This is a genomic window from Chromobacterium vaccinii (assembly GCF_001855275.1).
GTDB classification, from domain to species: domain Bacteria; phylum Pseudomonadota; class Gammaproteobacteria; order Burkholderiales; family Chromobacteriaceae; genus Chromobacterium; species Chromobacterium vaccinii.
In genome coordinates this window covers 2,961,982-2,981,376 of record NZ_CP017707.1, presented here as the reverse complement: position 1 = coordinate 2,981,376, position 19,395 = coordinate 2,961,982, and the positions used below count along the sequence as shown (strand labels likewise).

At 60.2% G+C, this 19,395-nt stretch carries 18 protein-coding genes; 9 read left to right on the top strand and 9 right to left on the bottom strand.

Going from position 1 to position 19,395, the window contains the following annotated elements:
- Positions 1-72: 72 nt before the first annotated feature.
- From hutH to BKX93_RS13785, 5 genes are all read left to right on the top strand, one after another.
- On the top strand, positions 73-1,605 hold the full coding sequence (gene hutH / locus BKX93_RS13805) for a histidine ammonia-lyase (protein WP_070980251.1): 1,533 nt from the start codon (positions 73-75) through the stop codon (positions 1,603-1,605).
- Between the two features lie 248 nt (positions 1,606-1,853).
- Complete coding sequence (locus BKX93_RS24745) at positions 1,854-2,381, top strand: DUF6680 family protein (RefSeq protein WP_145929321.1); 528 nt, start codon at positions 1,854-1,856, stop codon at positions 2,379-2,381.
- Positions 2,382-3,182: 801 nt separating this feature from the next.
- A complete protein-coding gene (locus tag BKX93_RS13795; RefSeq protein ID WP_046157989.1) occupies positions 3,183-3,692 on the top strand; it encodes an REP-associated tyrosine transposase in 510 nt (169 codons plus the stop codon).
- Between the two features lie 172 nt (positions 3,693-3,864).
- The gene (locus tag BKX93_RS13790) at positions 3,865-4,410 is read left to right on the top strand and encodes a GNAT family N-acetyltransferase (RefSeq protein WP_052729351.1); all 546 of its coding nucleotides are present in this window, start codon (positions 3,865-3,867) and stop codon (positions 4,408-4,410) included.
- 189 nt (positions 4,411-4,599) lie between these two features.
- Positions 4,600-5,586, top strand: a complete 987-nt coding sequence (locus BKX93_RS13785; protein ID WP_046167709.1) for a questin oxidase family protein — start codon at positions 4,600-4,602, stop codon at positions 5,584-5,586.
- A gap of 82 nt (positions 5,587-5,668) precedes the next feature.
- On the opposite strand, the gene BKX93_RS13780 is transcribed toward BKX93_RS13785, so the two are convergent.
- Together BKX93_RS13780 and BKX93_RS13775 are read right to left on the bottom strand one after the other, a co-directional pair.
- The gene (locus tag BKX93_RS13780; RefSeq protein ID WP_070980248.1) at positions 5,669-6,862 is read right to left on the bottom strand and encodes an amino acid aminotransferase; all 1,194 of its coding nucleotides are present in this window, start codon (positions 6,860-6,862) and stop codon (positions 5,669-5,671) included.
- Positions 6,863-6,920: 58 nt separating this feature from the next.
- Entirely contained in the window at positions 6,921-7,229 is a 309-nt protein-coding gene (locus tag BKX93_RS13775) for a superinfection immunity protein (protein WP_144408818.1), read from the bottom strand.
- Positions 7,230-7,404: 175 nt separating this feature from the next.
- On the opposite strand from BKX93_RS13775, the gene BKX93_RS13770 reads away from it, so the two are divergent.
- The 3 genes from BKX93_RS13770 to BKX93_RS13760 are packed head-to-tail and all read left to right on the top strand — an operon-like array spanning position 7,405 to position 9,372.
- The gene (locus tag BKX93_RS13770; protein ID WP_070980246.1) at positions 7,405-7,866 is read left to right on the top strand and encodes a GNAT family N-acetyltransferase; all 462 of its coding nucleotides are present in this window, start codon (positions 7,405-7,407) and stop codon (positions 7,864-7,866) included.
- Positions 7,841-8,485, top strand: coding sequence for an alanyl-tRNA editing protein (locus tag BKX93_RS13765; RefSeq protein ID WP_070980244.1), 645 nt, complete (start codon positions 7,841-7,843; stop codon positions 8,483-8,485). The genes BKX93_RS13770 and BKX93_RS13765 overlap by 26 nt, the downstream gene beginning before the upstream one ends.
- Complete coding sequence (locus BKX93_RS13760) at positions 8,485-9,372, top strand: DMT family transporter (protein WP_070981838.1); 888 nt, start codon at positions 8,485-8,487, stop codon at positions 9,370-9,372. Before BKX93_RS13765 ends, BKX93_RS13760 begins: the two co-directional genes overlap by 1 nt.
- Before the next feature lie 52 nt (positions 9,373-9,424).
- Here BKX93_RS13760 and BKX93_RS25765 read toward each other — a convergent pair whose 3' ends face one another.
- Both BKX93_RS25765 and BKX93_RS26000 read right to left on the bottom strand, forming a co-directional pair.
- Positions 9,425-11,080, bottom strand: a complete 1,656-nt coding sequence (locus tag BKX93_RS25765; protein ID WP_070980243.1) for a tail fiber protein — start codon at positions 11,078-11,080, stop codon at positions 9,425-9,427.
- Positions 11,081-11,846: 766 nt separating this feature from the next.
- A complete protein-coding gene (locus BKX93_RS26000) occupies positions 11,847-11,966 on the bottom strand; it encodes a transposase (RefSeq protein WP_425304925.1) in 120 nt (39 codons plus the stop codon).
- Between the two features lie 356 nt (positions 11,967-12,322).
- Here BKX93_RS26000 and BKX93_RS24010 point away from each other — a divergent pair, with 356 nt between their 5' ends.
- Positions 12,323-14,362 carry an acyltransferase family protein gene (locus tag BKX93_RS24010; protein WP_083340555.1) on the top strand — a complete coding sequence of 680 codons (2,040 nt, stop codon included), beginning with the start codon at positions 12,323-12,325 and terminating at the stop codon, positions 14,360-14,362.
- Positions 14,363-14,891: 529 nt separating this feature from the next.
- Here the strand turns inward: BKX93_RS24010 and BKX93_RS13745 are convergent.
- From BKX93_RS13745 to BKX93_RS13725, 5 genes are all read right to left on the bottom strand, one after another.
- Positions 14,892-15,470, bottom strand: coding sequence for a tail fiber assembly protein (locus BKX93_RS13745; RefSeq protein ID WP_070980239.1), 579 nt, complete (start codon positions 15,468-15,470; stop codon positions 14,892-14,894).
- A 10-nt stretch (positions 15,471-15,480) separates the two neighbouring features.
- Complete coding sequence (locus BKX93_RS25760) at positions 15,481-17,211, bottom strand: tail fiber protein (protein ID WP_244887182.1); 1,731 nt, start codon at positions 17,209-17,211, stop codon at positions 15,481-15,483.
- Positions 17,212-17,317: 106 nt separating this feature from the next.
- Complete coding sequence (locus BKX93_RS13735) at positions 17,318-17,896, bottom strand: YmfQ family protein (RefSeq protein ID WP_031295412.1); 579 nt, start codon at positions 17,894-17,896, stop codon at positions 17,318-17,320.
- Complete coding sequence (locus tag BKX93_RS13730; protein WP_070980237.1) at positions 17,893-18,981, bottom strand: baseplate J/gp47 family protein; 1,089 nt, start codon at positions 18,979-18,981, stop codon at positions 17,893-17,895. The genes BKX93_RS13735 and BKX93_RS13730 overlap by 4 nt, the downstream gene beginning before the upstream one ends.
- Complete coding sequence (locus tag BKX93_RS13725) at positions 18,981-19,331, bottom strand: phage GP46 family protein (protein ID WP_031295414.1); 351 nt, start codon at positions 19,329-19,331, stop codon at positions 18,981-18,983. The genes BKX93_RS13730 and BKX93_RS13725 overlap by 1 nt, the downstream gene beginning before the upstream one ends.
- Between the last annotated feature and the right edge of the window lie 64 nt (positions 19,332-19,395).

Below are 19,395 nucleotides of genomic sequence, written 5' to 3'. Positions count from 1 at the left end.
TCCGCCTGTACGCATTGCCGCAATAACGAGATACGCAAGCAATAGAACAAAGAAGCAAGAGAGACAGAAGCCATGAGCATCCTCAACATCGTACCGGGCCGGCTGACGCTGGCCGACCTGCGCCGCGTTTCACGTGAAACCGGTCTGCAATTGAAGATCGATCCGTCCGCCTACGCGAAAATCGACGCCTCCGCCGCCACCGTGGCGCGCGTGCTGTCCGAGGGCCGCACCGTCTACGGCATCAACACCGGCTTCGGCCTGCTGGCCAGCACCAAGATCGCCACCGACGAGCTGGAGCTGCTGCAGCGCTCCATCGTGCTGTCGCACGCCGCCGGCATCGGCGCGCCGATGGAAGACAGCAGCGTGCGGCTGGTGATGGCGTTGAAAATCAACTCGTTGGCGCGCGGCTTTTCCGGCATCCGCCGCGAAGTGATCGACGCGCTGGTGACGCTGTTCAACCGCCAGATCTACCCGGTGATTCCGCAGAAGGGCTCGGTCGGCGCGTCCGGCGACCTGGCGCCGCTGTCGCATATGAGCGCGGTGCTGATCGGCGAGGGCGAAGCCTTCGTCGACGGCGTGCGGGTGCCGGGCTCGGTGGCGATGCGCTCCGCCGGTCTGGAACCGATCACGCTGGCGCCGAAGGAGGGCCTGGCGCTGCTGAATGGCACCCAGGCGTCCACCGCCTTCGCGCTGGAAGGCCTGTTCGCCGCCGAAGACCTGTACGTGTCGGCCACCGTGGCCGGCAGCCTGTCGGTGGAAGCCGCGCTGGGCAGCCGCACTCCGTTTGACGCCCGCATCCACGAAGTGCGCGGCCACCAGGGCCAGATCGACGCCGCTCGCCTGTACCGCGAACTGCTGGCGCACAGCCAGATCGAGCAATCGCATGAAAACTGCGGCAAGGTGCAGGACCCGTACAGCCTGCGCTGCCAGCCGCAGGTGATGGGCGCCTGCCTGACCCAGATCCGCAACGCCGCCGAAGTGCTGCGCGTCGAGGCCAACGCGGTGTCCGACAACCCGCTGGTGTTCGCCGGCGACAACGACATCCTGTCCGGCGGCAACTTCCACGCCGAGCCGGTGGCTTTCGCCGCCGACAACCTGGCGCTGGCCATCGCCGAGATCGGCTCGCTGTCCGAACGCCGGATGGCGCTGCTGATCGACAGCAATCTGTCCAAGCTGCCGCCCTTCCTGGTCAACAACGGCGGCGTCAACTCCGGCTTCATGATCGCCCAGGTGACCTCCGCGGCGCTGGCCAGCGAAAACAAGTCGCTGGCGCATCCGGCCTCGGTGGATAGCCTGCCCACCAGCGCCAACCAGGAAGACCACGTGTCGATGGCCACCTTCGCCGGCCGCCGCCTGCGCGACATGGCCGGCAACACCGCCGGCATCCTGGGCGTCGAGTTGCTGGCCGCCTGCCAGGGCATAGACTTCCGCGCGCCGAATAAATCCAGCGACAAGCTGGAAGCGGCCAAGGGGATGCTGCGCGAGCAGGTGCCGTTCTACGACAAGGACCGTTATTTCGCGCCGGACATCGAGAAGGCCGCGGCGCTGGTGGCCAGCGGCCGCTTCAACGGCCTGATCGACGGCGAGGTATTGCCGTCGCTGTAACGTAGATGGGTAGGGTGCGTCACCCGAAAGGGCGACGCACCGTCAAATGGTGGATCGAGAGGGCAGGCCGGGAGGCTTGCCCTTTTTGTTTGGCTGCTATGTTGAAAAGGTCTGGTCGGTGTGAATTGTTTTGTAGAGTCCGCTGCACTGATGGGGAGATGGGTTGCATTGGTATGGTGTATGGATTTTCTATTGATGGGTAAATTTTGCATTGCAAATTATTTTTATAATATATTTTGGTGGTGATTATGGATATCAATTTAATAGCACTGGAAACTCTTAAAGTCCAAGAGGTACAGGCATGGATAACGGGATTTGCTGTTTTTTTAGGACCTCTATCAGGAGTGGTTTTTACTTTGTGGTTTCAAAGTAGGAAGGAAAAAATAGAGGCGAAACGACAGCTTTTTATTTTGCTCATGGCAGAGAGAAAGGCACCTTTCATTTCTTCTCAAATGGCGCAGTCCTTGAATAAGATTGATATTATTTTCTCAAGAATCCAAAAGGTGAGGAGCTTGTGGCATGAGTACTATGACTTGTTGCATCGGCCTCCAGGGGAGTCGAGAGATCATAAATGGCTGGAGCTATTGTCGGCAATGGCAAGTGATCTTGGTTATAAAAATCTTTCTCAAGTTGAGCTTGATAAATTTTATATTCCACAAGGCCATGTTGATGATGTGGAGTTTCAAAGGAAGGTGGCTGGTCAGTGGTCTAGGGTTTTAGAAGGAACGGAGCATTTTATAGTTCAAACCCGGCAGAGTGATAAGAGTAAAGACTAATCTATAGGATGTTGGTTGTGGAGTACTGCAAGCTGGCTTTCATGTAGGTTGGCGCTGAGCGCAGTGAAGCCCAACGTTTACTTGGTATGAGCCGGCTGGTTTTGTGTCCGCTGCGCGGACGATGATTGGATGCCGGTTCCGCCCGGCGGACGGGCCAGGGGCTGTACGGCCAGCCCCTTGGCGATCCCAGGCCGCCCCAGCAGCGCGGCGAAACCCCGTCTCCAAAACCCTTTCCAAGGCGCTGCCCAACTCGCGGGGCGCAAGTGTCGCCCCGCTCAGACAGGGGGCGGCTTAAAACCTTGGAAAGGGTTTCGGAGCCGGCTTGCGCTGATGGGGAGGGGCGGCATCGGTTCGGTTCTACGGCGCGAGAACTAACAATTTAGCGAGATGGAACGATATATCTATTCCTTGCCTGCAAAACGAGATGTATATCGATAGTCTCCTGCTTTCCCCTTTCAGCGCGCGCCGCTTAAAAATCGTCCGGCCAGGTTTTAAGCCGCCGCTTGTTTGAGCGGCGCGACGGTAGCGCGACGCGAGTTCGGCGGCGCCTGGCCGGTGAGTGGGGTTTCGCGCGTGGTAGGGGCGGCCTGGGGCGGCCAGGGGGCTGGCCGCGCAGCCCCCTGACCCGCCTTTGGGCGGAACTCGCTTTTTCAAAGAGGCGGGTATGTGAGTGGTAACCGCCTGGTTGTTATCACGAAGGGTCAATGCCGCAACGATGGACATGCCACTCACCCCGGCTTTCGGCCGGTCCCCTGATCCCCCCGTTTCCGTTACTCTGGCTTCTTTTGCTTGGGGCGAGCGATGTCTCCCCTTCCGCCAGGAGTGGTGGCGGGCGCGTGCTTCTTCTTCACCGTGGCCACCACGCGCCAGCATGCGGTGCTCACCGACGAGATGGTCCGCGTCGCTTTGCGGCGGGCCATCGTCGCCGTGCGCGCGGCGCGGCCGTTCCGGATCGAGGGCTGGGTGTTGCTGCCGGACCGGATGCACGCGATCTGGACGCTGCCGGCCGGCGACGCCGATCACGGCGCGCGCTGGCGCGAGATCAAGCGCCGGGTGACGCGGCTGGTGGGCGCGCATTATCTGCGCGCGGACGGGCGGCCCAGAGAACGGGACGCGCTTTGGCAACTGCGCTACGAACAGCGGCGGGTGGCCGGGGCGGAGGAGCTGGCCCGCCATCTGGATTTCCTGCATTACAGCCCGGTCCGGCACGGCTGGGCGGCGCGGGTGCGGGATTGGCCGTACTCGTCTTTCCACCGCCATGTGGCTGGCGGGCGGTATCCGCCGGACTGGATGGAAGGGCAGGTGGGCTGAACCCTGCCAGCGCGGCGGGGTCTCAGCCACTGGTGCCCCTGGCCCTCTTTCGAGAGGCCGGCCAGACATCCCGATGCCGTGCCGCCTTCGTCGCAGGCTGTTGCCTGCGTCGGCGCGCCGGTTTCGGACGTTTGCGTCAGCCGCTCTTGTTTTTCGACGATAGGAGCCCGCCATGACCGATATGTCCACGCTCAGCTTCACGGTTGTGCCCAACCGCGATCTGACCGCGCAGCAGCGCGACCGCATCCTGAGCTTGTGCTCTCAGGCCTACGAAGAGGATTTTTCGCCGTATATGGAGTTGTTGGGCGACGCCACTCATTTGATGGTCAGCGAGGAGGGCGAGCTGGTCAGCCACGCCGCCTGGCTGCCGCGAGAACTGCGCGCCGAAGGCCTGCCGCCGCTGCGTTCCGCCTATGTGGAGGCGATGGCCACCCTGCCGGAGCGGCAGGGCAAGGGCTATGGCTGCGCGGTGCTCTCCACCATTCCGGCCTTGATCGGCGATGACTACGATATCGCCGCCTTGTCGCCGTCCGAGGCCGATTTCTACGCCCGCCGCGGTTGGGAGCTGTGGCTGGGGCCGTTGGCCTACCAGGACCGGGAAGGCCTGGTGGAGACGCCGGAGGAGGAGGTGATGATCTATCGCTTGTTCCATACGCCGTCGGCGCTGGACATCAGCGCGTCGCTGGAAACCGACTGGCGGCCGGGCGAGGTGTGGTAAGCGGTTGATTCAGCGAATAACCGGCCTTGCGGGGCCGGTTTTTTTGCGTCGCCGCGCCAGCTGTTTCCGTCCTGGCCCGCGCGTGCCGTACAGATAGCGTTCTGCTATCGCCTACATCCTGAAATCCAATTGGCATTGCGCGCCGCTTCCACGCACAGTGCAGAGGAGTTGATCGCGAAGGAGACGCGGATGCTGCGACAGTTGCTGCCGCCATTGCTGGCCTATTCCGGCAGTTACCGGCAAGGCTTGTCCAATCATGTGCCTATGGCTTTGCAGGCGCTGGCCGAACTGGGCGCGGACGAGGGCGAGCTGCGCCGGCGGGCCGCGTCATGCGCGCATCTGGAACCCCTGGTGGACGATGGCCGCGACATCGCCGACACCAGCGGCTGGCTGGGCGACGCGGCCAGCGAGGCCGCCTGGCGGCGGCGTTTCGCCTGGGAGCGGGAAAGCGAGCGCTGGCAGCGCTGCTGGCCGCAACGGCTGCGGCTGGTGTTGGAGGCGCCGGCTTCGGCGTCGTTTCACGGCGTGATCCGGCTGGCCTACGCGGCGCGCGGCGAGGTGGCGGCTGAGATTGACGCCGCCTTGGCCTATGCCTTGGCGAACTGGCGGCTGCTGCCGTCGCCGGGCAGCAGCGCGGTGCCGCTGACCCTGTCGGAGCTGCTGCGCGATTGGCACCGCGCGCCGATTCCGCCGGGCGAGGAGGGCAGGCTGATCGCCGACGACATCGAACATGCGCTGGCCGCGTCTGTGCTGCCGTGGCGCCTGCCGCCCGGCTTGCTGGCCGGGGCGCGCGAGCAGCGCCGCCTGTGCCGCCTGCTGTTTCTGGCCAGGCGCCAGTTCAATATCCTGCATTTGCTCACCGCCTGGGAGGCCAGCTTGAGCCTGGCGCGCGGACAAGGCTTGAGCGAAGTGCCGGATTGCGCGGTCTTGCAGATGCAGATGGCGCTGCTGGGGGCGTTCATTTACCACGGCTGCCCGGCGTTGCCGACGCTGCGCCGGGACCCGCTGCCGCCGTTGGCCGACATCCGCCGGCTGGCGCGGGAGCAACGGGACGACCACAGCGTCAAGCTGGCGCTCAGCTGCATGCGTCTGGCGGAATTGGAAGGCGACGCCGCCTGGCTGGAGTTGGCCACCGAAGTGGCGACGCATGGCTGGCCGGAGCGGGTGGCGGCCTGAATGGAAAACGACGGGCCGCCGCATCGCGACCGGCCCGCCGTGCCGTAACGCGCGGACGCGATGCGGGCCGGCGACGCGGCGCTTACTGCACCTGGGCGAAGGCCTGGGCCACGTAGGGCGCGTTGGCGGCATTGAGGCCGGCCACGCACATGCGGCCGCTGCCCACCAGGTAGACGGCGAACTGCTCGCGCAGCTTGTCCACCTGTGCCTGGCTGAAACCGGTGTAGCTGAACATGCCGCGCTGGTTCACCAGGTAGCCGAAGTCGCGCTCGGGCAGCGCTTCCTTCAGTACCTGCACCAGCACGCCGCGCATCGCCTGGATGCGCTCGCGCATCTCGTTCACCTCGGATACCCACAGCGCCTTCAGCTCCGGATTGTTCAGCACCGTGGCGATCACCTTGGCGCCGTGCGTCGGCGGGCTGGAGTAATTGCGGCGCACGGTGGCCTTCAGCTGGCCGGACACCAGCGCCGCCTCGGCGGCGGTTTCGCACACCACGGACAGGCCGCCGCAGCGTTCGCCGTACAGCGAGAAGATCTTGGAGAAGGAGTTGCTGACCAGGAAGGCGATGCCGGCGTCGGCCATCGCGCGGATCGCGTAGGCGTCTTCCTCCAGCCCGGCGCCGAAGCCCTGGTAGGCGATGTCCAGGAACGGAATCAGCTGGCGGGCCTTGGCCACTTCCACCACCTGGTCCCATTGCGCGTCGGTGAGGTCGGCGCCGGTGGGGTTATGGCAACACGGATGCAGCAGCACGACGCTCTTGGCCGGCAGCGTCTGCAGCTTGGCCAGCATGGCGGCGAAATCCACGCCGCGGGTGGCCGGGTCGAAGTAGGGATAGCGGTCCACCGTCAGGCCCGCGCCTTCGAAGATGGCGACGTGATTATCCCAGGTCGGGTCGCTGACCCAGACGCCGGACGCCGGGAAGTAGCGCTTGAGGAAGTCGGCGCCCACTTTCAGCGCGCCGGAACCACCCAGCGTCTGCAGCGTGGCGATGCGGCCGCCCGTCACCGCCGGATGATCGGCGCCGAACAGCAGCGTCTGGATGGCGCTGCGGTAGGCCGGCATGCCGTCCATCGGCAGATAGGTGCACGGCGGCTGCGGCTGGGCGGCCAACAGCGCCTCGGCCTGCTCCACCGCTTTCAGGCGCGGAATGCGGCCGGCTTCGTCGTAATACAGGCCGATGCTGAGGTTGACCTTGGTCTCGCGGGAATCTTTGCCGAAGGCTTCCACCAGCGACAGGATGGGATCGCCGGCGTAGGCGTCTACATGTTGGAACACAGTCTTCTCCTCTTGGTTTGCGGGCGCCCGCGCTGTAGTCCGGCGGGTCGCCTTGAAATCAGGCCAGGTCGTCGCGTTTCAGCGCCAGCGCCATCGCCGCGATCCACGGCACGATCAGCCAGCCGCCCAGCACGTTGACCAGAGCCACCAGCTTCAGCCGCGGGCTTTTCACCAGCGCGGCGGTGACGGTGGGCAGCAGGTAGGCTCCACCCATCACCAGCGCGTCGCCCAGCCAGATGGCGATCTCGGTCAACAGCGGCATCTGGCCCCAGCTGCCGGCGCACCACAGCGCGATCACGGCCAGCAACAGGGCGAACAGCAGGTTTCTCAGCAAGGGCAGGGACATGGCGCGGCTTAGCGTGGACAAACCCTTATCCTGCGAGTTTTTGCCGCGGCTGGCAACGGGAGTATGCGCGAGATGCTGGCGGAAAATGCCATAAATCGTCCCGAATCAGCCATTTGCTTGCCGTTTATATGCCAAACGCTTGTTTGGCGGCGAGCATTTGTTTACGCTGGAACTTTCCTCAAGGCGAGAAATAGCGATGGCGGTGGCGATAGACAGCGACCCGGCGCGGCTGGACCGGGAGAGGATTTACCAATATTTGTCGGGCGAGTCTTACTGGGCGCGCGGCTTGCCGCGCGAGGTGTTCGAGCGCTCGCTGGATCATTCGCTGTGCTTCGGCGCTTATGCCGACGACGGCCAGCTGATCGGCTTCGCCCGCGCCATCACCGACCGCGCCACCTTCGCCTACCTGGCCGACGTGTTCGTGCTGGAAGGCTGGCAGGGCCAGGGTGTGGGCAAGCGGCTGGTGGACGCGGCGATCGCGCATCCGGACTTGGCCGGCCTGCGCCGGATGATGCTGGCCACCGCCGACGCGCACGGCCTGTACGCGCGATACGGCTTCACCGCGCTGAACCGGCCGGAGCGGATGATGGAGAGGCTGGATCAGGACGTATACCTGAGAAAGGCGGCGGGCGGTGACGCGCAAGCAGTTTTGGGATGACCCCTACCAGACCGAGCTCGCTACCCGCGTCAGCCGGGTGGACGGCGAGCGGGTGTGGCTGGAGGAAACCATCTTCTACGCCTTTTCCGGCGGCCAGGAGAGCGACAGCGGCCGCATCGCCGGCCATCCGGTGCGGTTGGCGGAGAAGCAGGGGGTGGACATCGTCTACACGCTGGACGCGGATCACGGCCTGCAAGCCGGCGACGCGGTGGCGGTGGAGATAGACTGGCCGCGCCGCTACCGGCTGATGCGCCTGCATTTCGCCGCCGAACTGGTGCTGGAAGTGATCTGCCAACAGATGGAAGACGCGGAGAAGATCGGCGCCCACATCGCCAAGGACAAGGCGCGGATAGACTTCGCGCTGGATCTGCCGATCACGCCCTTGCTGGCCGATATCGCCGCCGCCGCGCAGCGGCTGATCGACGACGACCTGCCCATCGTCAGCGCTTTTTCCGACCAAGCGGCCGGGCGGCGCTACTGGGAGCTGCCCGGCTTCGCCCGCGTGCCCTGCGGCGGCACCCACCTCAAGCGCAGCGGCGAGGTGGGGCGGATCGCTCTCAAGCGCCGCAACATCGGCAAGGGCAAGGAACGGGTGGAAATCTATTTACTGGATCAATGATGCTGTATGACCTTGCCGCGGTCGGCGCCGCCGGCTGCTGGGCGCTGGGCGGACTGCTCGGCGCCACGCCTTCCCGCCATTTCGGTCCCTTCGCCTTCACCCGGCTGCGGCTGACGCTGCTGACCGTGGTGCTGGGCGGCGTCAGCCTGCTGTCCGGCGGCTGGCATTCCATCAGCGCGGCCAGCCTGTGGCCGGCGCTGTTGTCGGGGCTGGCCGGCATTTTCCTCGGCGACACGGTGATGTTCGCGTCGATGAACCGGCTGGGGCCGCGCCGCACCGGGTTGCTGTTCGCCACCCATTCGGTGTTTTCGGTGCTGCTGGGCGTGCTGTTCCTGGCGGAGCGCTTGAGCGCGGGCGCGATGCTGGGCAGCCTGCTGGTGTTCGGCGGCGTGCTGCTGGCGGTGGCCTTTGGCCGGCGCGAGGTGGACGCCCACGTGTGGGAACGCAACGACAAGCTGGCCGCCGGCGTCGCGCTGGGCCTCGCCGCCGGGTTGTGCCAGGCGCTGGGCACTTTCTTCGCCAAACCGGCGATGGCGGCCGGCCTGGAGCCGGTGACCGCGTCGGCCTTGCGCATGGGCGTCAGCTGCGGCGCGCACTATCTGTTGTGGCTCAGCGGCTGGAAGCTGGCGAAAAGCCGCGGCCCGTACACGCCGCGGATGCTGGGCCAGACCGCGCTCAACGGACTGGTGGCGCTGGGCCTGGGCATGACGCTGATCATGCTGGCCTTGCAGCATGCGAACGTCGCGACGGTGGGCATTTTGTCGGCGCTGAGCCCGGTGTTGATCCTGCCCATGCTGTGGGTGGTATTGCGCCGCCCGCCGCCGCTTCTGGCCTGGCTGGGCGCGGCGGTCAGCTGCGCCGGCACCGCGCTGGTGGTGTTGCGCTGAGCCATGTGAAACCGCGCCAGGAGGGCGCGGTTTCACATGAGAGACCTATATTTCAATAGGCGATGCAGATAGTCACCTTCATTCCAGATGCGTAATTATTGGGGCTGCCCGTAGCTTGAATATTGACTGTAATATTATGTGTGTGTGCCCCAGCTATGTTCATTGGGCTAGGATTATAACCTGTCCAGTTGTAACCTGCAGATGCAACTGCTCCTGCTGGGTTGCTATTACCACCTTGGCTTGTCAAATTCATTCCATGAAGGTGCCCCCCAGCCTCATCTACTGAAGAATTGGTTGCATGAGCGTGTGATTTTATTTCTCCTTGAGTTATTGCTCCTACAGGAGTTCCATTTGCGGCCAGCATAGCAAAACCATCTGGTATATTGGGCAGATTGAATGTTTTGGTGCCATCCCCAGCTCCATATGTTGTTCCGATGGCGCTAAACAAATCTGGGTAAATATCTCGGGATACTGCTGCACCATTGCAGATTAGTAGTCCAGCCGGCGGCTTGGATGTGAACATGGGAACTAACTGACCGGGGAAGTGCTTATTTGTGGATTTGATTGCCTCATCTCGACCTCGATCGGCCTCAGTTTTGGCCTTAGTGTCAACATAGGTCGAATCAACAGATCTTTTCCAGATGCTCCAATTTTTATTGTACCCAACTCGCCATGATATATTGCTCCCATCGTATGGAAGATAAATTTGATATACCATTGACTCAGATGAGTAAACCATTAGCATGCCAGCTAATTCAGCTGGGTAGTTCTGCCCGGTTGAAATATTAGCATTCCTTGGTTGGTGAAAAATTCCGGTATCTTGCACCGTATTGAGGTCAACACCTGCTCCTAATGGGGGGCGTAATGGAAACGCATCGCTTATACCGTACCCGCTAAGCGTGGTGGCTTTGTCGGCCTTGCCCGACAGCTGCTTGGTGATCGAAGCCGCGTAGTTGGCGTCGTTGCCCAGCGCCGCCGCCAGTTCCTGCAGCGTGTTCAGCGCGCCCGGCGCGCCAGCCACCAGATCGTTGACCGCTTTTTGCAGGTCGGTTTTGCTGGCGGCGTCGGTGATGCCGTAATCGGCCAGCGTGCTTTGCTGTCCGGTTTTCAGCAGCTTGACCCAGGGCTGCCAGTTGCCGTTCTCCAACCGCTGTTCGTAAGTGGCGCCGCCCCACATCCAGTAGACCTGGCTGCCCCATTTGTCGTTGAGGAAGTTGACCAGCAACATTCCATTGCTCTTATCCGGGGTTCCGCTCACCAAATTGCTGTCTATGTGATAAAGGCCATTGGGACGCACGGCTTGCAGCGATCCGCTGGTGATGACTTTGGCGTAGCCGGACAGGCCTAAGGCGTTCAGCGCCTGCTCGACGCGCAGCGGCGTCATGGCTTTGACGTTGTCGGTGCCCGCTTCCGCCTCGGCCTGGCTGGCGATGGCGATGCCGTAGCCGGCCAGCGTGGTGGGTTTGTTGTTACCGCCCCAGGAGATGTTGCGCATCGCCTGCAGCAATTGATCCTGGCGCGTAGGATCGGCTTTCTGGCCGTTGTTGCTGTTGATCACGGCCAGCAGCTCCTGCTGGGTGGATTGCACGGCTGACTGCATGCTGTTCAGCCAATCGGCTGTGACGACGGTGCCGAGCTCGCCCGTGGCGGGGTTGCCATCGTGAAACAGGCTGTCTGGAGTGCTGATGGATTTGAGCTGGTCTTGCATGGAAAACGCCTCCCGCTGGGTAAAGAAAAATCGGCCGTAGGGCCGATGACGGATGTCGCTGATTGAACGTGACGGATATTGTGCGGCGGTTGGCGCGGGGGGAGCAGTGGACGGGTGTCAGTGCCGCGCACGAGTCCAGTGCGCAATAAGCCAATATTGTTGGACTTCTGTATGTGCGTGATGCTGATGTTGCTGTGATAGAGAGTCGCGAACAAAGTTTCTCAGTAAATCTCAAGAAAATCAAATAGTAAGCTAGATTCAACAGTGCGTAATGCGTATCGAACCGTTGTTTGAAGCGGATGCGTAATTTACCGAACCCAGCCACGCATGCTTTTGTTCGACCACTTAGCGATGCCACCCTAGTCTCTCGCGGCTCTCAACGCCTTGGCGGACAATGAGGGCCTGGATGCTCCGTCGCCGAAGATAGTCCCGACAACGGCGGTAGTCGTACCCTTGTCGGTATGCAGCCGGTCTGGTCGTTTTCGTGGTTTGCCCGGCAAGCCGAGAATGGCCAGGATGGCATTGACCAATGACTCAAACATTATCGAGTTACGCTGGTTCGCGCTGGTAATGTACAGCGCCAAGGGCAGGCAACGGCGGTCTACGACTATGTACCGTTTGCTGTCGAGTTTGCCTCGGTCGGTGGGGTTGTGCCCCTGGGGTCGCCCCATCGATGCTGCGCGGCTCCAATCAATCTGGTTGCACTGTTAAGCTGCGTGAGTAATGCCAGATGGAGTTGGTCCCAGAGACCTTGCTGTTGCCAATCTCACAGTCGTTTCCAGCAGCCCATGCTACTGCCGAAGCCCAGCTGCTGTGGCAGGCCTGCCCACGGAATACCAGTGGTAAGAACGAACAGGATGCCGTTCTGGACAGCCAGGTCATCCAAGCGCGGACACCCTTGTCACGACGATGAGGTGGTATGGGAGGCAGTAGTTGTAGCTATTTCTACAGCTTCTGGGTAAGAAGTTGACGTCTCATGCTTGTCTGACAAGGCTTATCGCTAACTTGTTTTGCCAATTTTGTTAGTGGGTCTTAGGTGTATAAATTATCTATGCGTCAACGCTGCATGGTATCATTGTAATAAGTGATAAGCTGGCCGATATTATAGTAAATGTGTATTGGCTGATAAATAATCATTTCATAAAACTGGACCATAAGCAATGGTGACATTGTTAGTTGTCTCGGTGCGAAATATAAACTGCTTTTTATTAATTCAAGATTTTTAATTCTCCCTGCCACAATATGAAGTCGCTATCATCGCTTGTTTTCCCATTTTCCAACCGCATAGCGGTACCCAAAGTTGAAAAAACTATCCAGTATCGAGCAGATATTGATGGGCTGCGCGCGATTGCAGTTTTATTGGTTTTATCTTTTCACGGAGGACTAAGTTTATTTCCTTCTGGCTTTATTGGGGTAGATATATTTTTTGTGATTTCCGGATATTTAATAACAGCAATTTGCTATTCTGGAATTAAAAGTAATAAATTCTCGCTGTCTAATTTTTATGCTAGACGGCTATGGCGGTTGCAGCCAAATTTAATAGCAGTAATGTTATTCACCTCTATTTTAGCCGCACTGTATTATTTGCCAGAGGATTTGATTAGCTATGCAAATAGTGCAAGATATGCGGCATCATTTATATCTAATCAACATTTTTCACGAGTCGTGACGAGCTATGCAGCGACAGATTCATCATTTCTACTTCTATTGCATACATGGTCATTATCAATTGAATGGCAGTGGTATTTAATATTACCTGCTGGTTTGGTGTTTTTATTTAAAAAATTTTCACATGAAAATGTGAAACATATTGTGCTGGGATTTACTATAGGGGCGGTACTGCTATCTCTTTATTTTTCTAGAAAATATCCAGACAAGAGTTATTTTCTTTTGACATCTAGAATGTTCGAATTCTTGATGGGAAGTTGCGTTGTTTTTTGGGGGGGTAGTAAGAAAATAAGCAGTAGTTTTTGGGCGACAGTATTGGGGGTAGTGTTTTTTTGTATTTTAATCTTTATCGCCACATTAAAAAATATAGATATTGGTTTTCCTGATTATCACGCAATAATAGTATGCTTTTCTGTAGCCGTATTGATATTCGTAGGTGAGGGAGGGAATGGTTTTTTTAATAAGGTTTTATCTGCGCCTATTTTGGTTAATTTAGGTAAGATGTCTTATTCGCTATATTTATGGCACTGGCCTATTTTTGCAACAGGAAAATATATTGGTTTTGAAAATAATATCAAATTCAAAGCTTTTTGCTATTTAATGACGTTTTTTGTTGCATTTGTCTCATACTCTCTGATTGAGAAGCCATGCCGGAGAATGCAGTGGGCGCTAAAGAAGACGGTATTTTCTATGATTTTCTTGCCCATTTTCATTTCTATTGCGTTATATACAGCAAGTAGTTACTTCAATGGATTTCCAGAGCGGTTTGGTGCCGAGTACTCACGAATTAACTCTGAGATCAGAGATTATTCGTCGAAGTACAGAGAATCTTGTATTGATGGAGATGCATCAGGAATAAGCGCTAACTGCATTATTGGGAACAGGTTTTCGAAAAGGAAAGCACTTTTAATTGGCGACTCCCATTCAAATCATTTTTGGGGATTTTTCGATGTATTGGCAAAAGATGCTAATCTATCGATTTCTGTTCAGGGCACATCATCTTGTTTGACTTTGCCAAACATTTATCTATTTGATTGGTGGACCTTCAAAAATACTGTCTATCAAAACTGCTATAATAATACTCAGCAATATTTCCAAAGAATTAAAAATAATAAATTTGATTATGTTATTATTGGTCAAGTTTGGATAAATTATTCTGGTGATAACGTAATTAATAATCTGGGTGATCCGCGTTCTGTTGCATTGTCTCGAGGGAGGGTTGAAGCCGCGTTGCGGAATGCATTAAATATCATTGAGGAATCTGGAGCGAAGCCTGTTATCATGAAGACAATTTATAGCATGCCTGAAAACTATTTTGCATGTTATTATAAGCATATAAAGCTCAGGCAGAGCTATGGGTATGATAACTGTGATTTCAGTACGAGAACGAACCAAGACACTGAGTGGTTCTCCATATTATTTTCCAAGCTTAATAAAGATTACCCAGGCTTAATTGTTATTGATCCTAAAGATATTCAATGCAGGGGTGGAACTTGCAAAACGGAGATCAATGGGGTGCCAATTTATAGAGATGTCGGTCATCTTAATGATTATGCCTCATATAAATTTGGTAATGAGTATTTGAAGTATTTCCAAAATCCACTCAAGAACTGATAACAAAATGAGGCCCTGATAAGGGCAGGTACTGCTGGAAGGCTCTATTTTACGCTTGAGGTAAAGCACGTTGCTAAGACCCGCTAATATAAATCATGATCTTGGTTGCGCTGCACACTGCATGTAGAAATTGGTTGTCGCAATTGGTATTGGTATTGGTATTGGTATTGGTATTGGTCTGCGGCTTGCGGTCTTGCAACAATTCCAGCAGCTTTTTCTGCGTGGAATAAACCGTCGGCTGTACATCGCTCAGCTACTCCGATGTGACGAAGGTGCCAAGCGCTCCGGTATAGGGATTACTGTTTAGGTATTACTGCTCTGGAGCAGGTGATGGATTTGAATTGCTCTTGCATGGAAATGCCTCCCGTAAAAAGAGTAAACGGCTCCAGGCCTAGTGGCAGATGTCGCTGATTCGGATGACGGTGATTGTGCGGCTGGCGGAGGCGGCGGCTCAGTGGGCGGATGTCAGTGCGGCAATCGCGAAAAACGGCAGCGCGGGGCTGCCGTTTCGGGGTTGCTGGAACTGCGCTTAGCCTGGTTGCTTGGGCCAGTCGGCGTCCACCAGCCGCGGCCACATCGCCAGGTCCGGCAGGCGGGACAGGTCGACGCAGTAGCGTTTCCAGGCGGCCAGTTTTTGCAGTTCGTCGGCGGTGGCGATGCCGATGGACTCGGCGTCTTCCAGCGGCCGGCGGGCGGCGTAGGCGTCGGCCAGGCGCTGCTTCAGCTCGGCGTTGGTCTTTTCCGCCAGCGCGGCGGCCTGGGCGGTTTTGTTGATGCTCCAGTTTTTGCCGTCCCAGGTGGGGAATTCGCAGGGTTGCAGCAGCGTGGCGCGCAGGCTGTCTGGCGTGTCGCCCAGGCGCGCCTGAATGGGTTGCGCGGTATCGATGCTCCATAGTTTTACGGCGCGCCAGTCCGGCGACACAGTCCAGCCGCCGTCGCGGAAGACGGCAGTCTGGCGCTCGGCGGCGACTGGCGGCTGCAACTCGGTGCTATAAGCCGGCAGCAGCCAGACGCCGGGTTGCAGCGGCGATGGATCGGCCGCAGTCGGCCCCTGGTATTCGCCGGTTTGCGGGTGGTAGGCGTAGACGGTTTTGTTGTTGTCAGACATGGCGGGTTCCTCAGTATTTGATGCAGGCGAGCAGGGCGATGTTGCGGGGGCGAACGCGGATGGCATCCACATGTTTGTTGGCCGTGCCTTGCCCAAGAGTTTGTGCGCCTTGCACGCCATCGAAGATGCGACCTGCCCAATCCCAGTCTGCGGCCGCGGTTCCCATTACGTCCGGTACCGCACCGCTCCAGCCTCCATCCGACCAGTAGTCCTTGATGACACGTGTCGCGTTTTGCCAGGTGCCGAAGCCGCGTCCACCATCCGCCCCACGCCCATCGTCCCATCCTCGAATGAATTCGCCGCGCAGGTCCGGCAGGTTGAAGGTGGTGGAGCCGTCGCCCGCGCCATAGGTGGTGCCGATGGCGGCGAACAGCGACGGATAATCCTTGCGGCTGACCGCCGCGCCATTGGCCTTCAGCCAGCCCAGCGGCGGAGCGGACATCGCGAAGAAGGCGACCTGGCCGGTCAAATGGCCTTCATGGATCAGCGTATACCAGGGGTTCCAGCGTTTGGCGTCGTCGTTGCGGGTACGGAAGCGCATCACGTAGCCGTTGATGTAGTCGGCAGTCAACTGGCAGGAGTAGTCGCTATTGCCGCCCAAGCCCCCGAAGGCGATATAGGGGCCGTTGACGCCGCTGGAGGTGGCGTAATTGAAGCCCATCTCGCCGGCGGTGACATCGTTGTCGAGAGAGGTCTTGTCGTCGACGCATATGCGATAGCGGCGTTTCTTGATGATGGAGCCATCGTTGCCGGAATGCCAGACGCGATATTCGCCGCCGGTAGCTTCCTTCAGCATCAGCGTATCGTCGCCATATCCCTTATGAACCAGCGCCACCGCGCTGTTGCCGGGGCGATGCAGGCCCAGCGACGGGAAGTCGGTGCCGGTGGAGCGCAGTTCCAGCGTGCCGTTGGTGTAAATGCCATTGTCGTAATTGTTGGCTGTTGTCTTAATGACCCGCGCAGTTTGACCGGTGGACAGCTCCAGCGTGTTGATGCCGTAGCCGGCCAGCGAGCTGGACTTGTCGGCCTTGCCGGCCAGCTTGTTGGTGATGGTGGACGCGAAGTTGTTGTCGTTGCCCAGCGCGGCCGCCAGTTCCTGCAGCGTGTTCAGCGCGCCCGGCGCGCCGCTGACCAGCCCGTCCACCGCTGCCTTCAGCTCGGCCTTGGTCGCGCCGTCGGTGATGCCGTAGCCGGCCAGCGTGGTGGCGGCGTCGGCCAGCTTCTGCCATTGACTCCAGTTGCCGCGGTAGCGGCAGCGGTACCAGCAACCGGCGTTGTTGTAGCACTGATACTGTTGGTAGACCATCTCGCCATCGGCAAAGACAAACAGCAGGCCGGCGTACGGCGCCGGGTAATTGGCGCCGTTGGCGGCGTAAGCGTTGGCGGGATTGTGATACAGGCCGTCGTCGGCGATGTTGTTCAAGTCGACCCTGTCGCCCAGTTGCGGCCGCAGGGTCAGGCCATCGGCGATGCCGTAGCCCGCCAGAGTAGTGGGTTTGGCATTGCCGCCCCAGGCCAGCTGCTTGATCGCCTGCAGCAGCTGGTCCTGGCGCGCCGGATCGGCTTGCTGGCCGTTGTTGCTGCCGATCACGGACAGCACTTCCTGCTGAGTGGTCTGGATGGCGGACTGCACGGTGTTCAGCCAGCTGGCGGAGACGATGGTGCCCATCTCGCCGGTGGAGGGGTTGCCGTCGTGGAACTTCTGGTCCGGGGTGGGAACGGGCTTGATCGGGTCTTGCATGAAGCGCTCCTGGAAAAGGATGGGACAGGGACGGCCGATTGAGGATCGGCGCCGGGGAGGGAAAAGGCGGGGAGAAACGCGCGGGAGGCGCGCGTTGGGAGACGGTTTACGGCTGGTAGGCGAAGTAGACGAAGGTATGGGCCGGCTTGAGATCGTTGAACAGCTCTTCCAGCCTGGGGTCGCCGAAGGCGCACAAGCGCTCGCCCGCCAGCGACTGGCCGGCGCGGAACTGGTAGGGGCGCACCTTGCTGCCGAACACCGTCACCTGCCATACCCAGGGGATGTCGGCGCTCCACAGCTGCTGGCCGGCGCGGTTGACGCCGGCGCGGAACGGCTGCGGCTCGGCGATCTGAATCTTGTAACCCATGCCGGCGGCTAGCCGGGTGAAGTAGGGGATGGACAGGCCGCCGGTTTCGGCCAGCTTGGCCAGCACCGCCTGTTGGCGTTGCTGGTAGGGCGCGTCGGGCGGCGGCGTCAGCCCGCATACCCGCTCCCAGTCCGGCAGCATGGCTTCGGCCTGCTGCGGGGTGACGGCGCCGGCCAGCTGGCGGGCGGAGTTCTGGGTACGGTCCAGCGCCGCGCCCTCGCTGGCCAGCTCAGCCTGCAGCCGCGGGCCGTCCGGGCGGTAGCTGACCGGCGGCAGCAGCCGGGTCAGCAAGTCCTGGTAGGGTGGTTGCGGCGTCATTGCAGCGCCCTCACCGTCAGTTTGCCCAGGCGCAGCCACTCCACCACCTTCTCATCGGATATCGGATCGATGTTGCCGGCCGGCCCGTTGAGCTGGCGGTCCTGCACGCCGGGCAGGTCGGAGATCAGCGCTTCGATCCGGCTCTTGACCAGCCGCTCGCCCGGGGCGAGGCCGGCGAAGTAGGCTTGCAGCGTCTGCTGCAACAGCGGCGTGAACGCGTCCAGGTTCGCGCCGCCGAGGTTGAGCGCCACATCGATGTCCACCGGGCGCGGCGTCGGCGCCAGCACCAGGCAGCTCTTGGCGGTGACCGGGCGCAGGTCTTCGATATGGCTCTGCACATTGGCGAGGATTTCCTGGGACGGCAGGTCGCCGTTGGCGGTGATCACCACGTCCACGGTGCCCAGGCCGCGGCGCAGCGGGTAGACGTAGGCGGCGGAGACGCCTTTCACTTCCATCGCCCAGCGGCGGTAGTCGTGCTTGTTGCCGCCGGCCGGCGGGCGGCGGATCAGTTCCAGCAGCCGGTCCAGCAGGGCGGCGTCGTCTTCCACGTCCACGCCGTTGCGCATGCTGAGCAGCAGCGCCTTGGCGCCGACGCCGGACGGCGCCTGCATCAGCTCCACCGGCAGATTGTCCGGCTGATTGGCGGCGCTGCCGGCCTGGCTGGCGAAGACAGGCAACTCCGCCTGCTTGTTGTCGTCCAGCCGGACCGAGTACGGGCTGCCGTCGGGATTGGCGGCCGGGGTGGCGTACAGCTGTTCGCCCACTCGTAGCTGCAGGCTGCCGGTGACGACGGCGCCGGCGGTGCCGTTGATGCGCAGCGTGCCGCTGGCCGCGGTAGGCGGCTTGCGCACGATGCCGCGCAGGCGGGCGTGTTGTTCCAGGTATTCGCTGTCGGCGGTGTCGGGGAAGATCTGGCGGGCGATCCAGCTCTGGTGCTGGTACAGGCCCTCCACCGCGCTGGCCACCGAACTGGCGCGGACGAAGTAATCGCTGTCCGGCGCGATGTCGGCGTCGGCGCGCAGGTTTTGCAGGTCGCGCAGCAGCGTGTCGCGGATGCTGGCGAAATCGGGAGTGGACAGAGGCATCAGGCTATCCTCACTTGGTGTTGGAAATGGCGGATGTGGCCGCCGGTTTCGGCGACTTCGATGTTCAGGAGCAGCCGGCCGGGGCCTTGCCGCTGCGACGACACCTGGACGCGGCTGGCGCGGCCGTCCTGCAGCAGCGGCTGCAGCGCCTGCTCGGCGTATTGGCAGGCCAACAGGTCGATGCGGCTGCTGTCCTTGCTGCGGGACAGCTCATGCAGGCGCGAGCCCAGCGTCGGGTCGGCCCACCAGCCGCCCAGCGGGGTCATCAGGCGCAGGTAGACGGCGTTGGCGAGGGTGTCGGTGGAGCCGCCGGCGTAGTCGCCGGTGATGGGGTCCAATAGTGGGTCCATGGCGTTATTTTCCGGGTTTGGCGGTTGGAGGATCAGGGGACGGGGGTCAGTGGCCGCGCGAGGC